Origin of the sequence: Kitasatospora sp. NPDC015120 (assembly GCF_043080305.1) — a bacterium.
Taxonomy (GTDB): Bacteria; Actinomycetota; Actinomycetes; order Streptomycetales; family Streptomycetaceae; genus Kitasatospora.
The window spans coordinates 1-1122 of the sequence record NZ_JBIBVJ010000079.1; the positions used below are offsets into that span (position 1 = coordinate 1).

General features: G+C 64.3%; 3 protein-coding genes. All 3 read right to left on the reverse strand.

Annotated elements, in window-relative coordinates:
* Positions 1 to 221, reverse strand: a 221-nt coding sequence (locus ACF1AK_RS36425) for a TSUP family transporter (protein ID WP_391503092.1), incomplete at its 3' end; no start/stop codon positions are given.
* Complete coding sequence (locus ACF1AK_RS36430; protein WP_011133463.1) at positions 221 to 637, reverse strand: DUF302 domain-containing protein; 417 nt, start codon at positions 635 to 637, stop codon at positions 221 to 223. The genes ACF1AK_RS36430 and ACF1AK_RS36425, both read right to left, overlap by 1 nt.
* Positions 638 to 681: 44 nt before the next feature.
* Positions 682 to 933, reverse strand: a complete 252-nt coding sequence (locus ACF1AK_RS36435) for a YgaP-like transmembrane domain (protein WP_003944652.1) — start codon at positions 931 to 933, stop codon at positions 682 to 684.
* Positions 934 to 1122 lie beyond the last annotated feature (189 nt).

Consider the following 1122-nt stretch of genomic DNA (forward strand, 5'->3'; position numbering starts at 1 on the left):
GCCGCGAGTCGCCATTCGATGAGCCGCGCCCGCACCTTGGAGATGACCCCGACCGCGGAGGCGACACCGATCACCAACAGCGAAGTCGGTATCGCCTCCGGCAGGGGGAACCCGAGAGCGTACACGAGGATCGGGACAGCGAGGATCGATCCACCGCCTCCGAGGAGACCGAGCAGGATTCCGACGGTGAGGCCGAGCGCCAGCGCCAGGGTCAACGTCATCAACTGCGCACTGCATCCCGACTGCCGAGCGTGTCCAGGGCGGCTTGGAGTTTGGTGGTGGCCTCGGCCGCGACATCTGACAGTGCTGGTTCGCCCGTCACTTGGACCATGAGGTCCGGGTTCATCGCCTCGACGATGACCGATCCGGCGGTGGTGTCGGCACGGACGACGACGTTGCAGGGCAGTAGCAGGCCGATCTCACGCACGATTCCTACGGCGCGGTGTGCAAGCGTGGGATTGCACGCGCCTAGGATCAGATACTTCTCCATGTCTGTGCCAAGTTTGGCTTTCAGGGTGGCCTGCATGTCAATTTCGGTCAGCACACCGAAGCCTTGCTCGGACAGTGCTGCTTTGGTGGCGGTGACCGCCGTCTCGAAGTCGGTGTCGGTCAAGGTGGTCGAGAGTGCGATGGTCATGGTGGAGAATTCCTTCCGTTCGTCGAACTGCGGCAATTGTGTGCCTATCCGCTTCGGGGGTGGCGAAGACTTGGTACGCCCGCTCTGGTGAGAAGCGCACTTGCCGGGCACCAGCCGACCGCGGCGTAGAGGGCGAGGTTCGCGGCGGCGAAGGCGCTGAGCAGCCTCCACCGTGGTGCGTGGAGTTCGCCGAGGGTCAGGCCCGTCGCGGTGACGCCGGCGGCCAGTGCGGGGACGATACGTTCGATCGGCCACCCGGCAGACGTGCTCGAATGCGTGATGTTCGGATCGGTCATGATTCCTCCGTGAGGTGTTGTAATGGTCAGTGCGAGAAGCGGATCGACGGCAACATTCTGCGCAGCCAGCCCGGTGCCCACCATGCAGCGTGACCGCTCAGCCGGAGCAGGACCGGGAGCAGGATCAGCCTGATCAGGAAGGCGTCGAGCAACACCGCGACGCCGAGGATGATGCCCATTTCCTTGGGT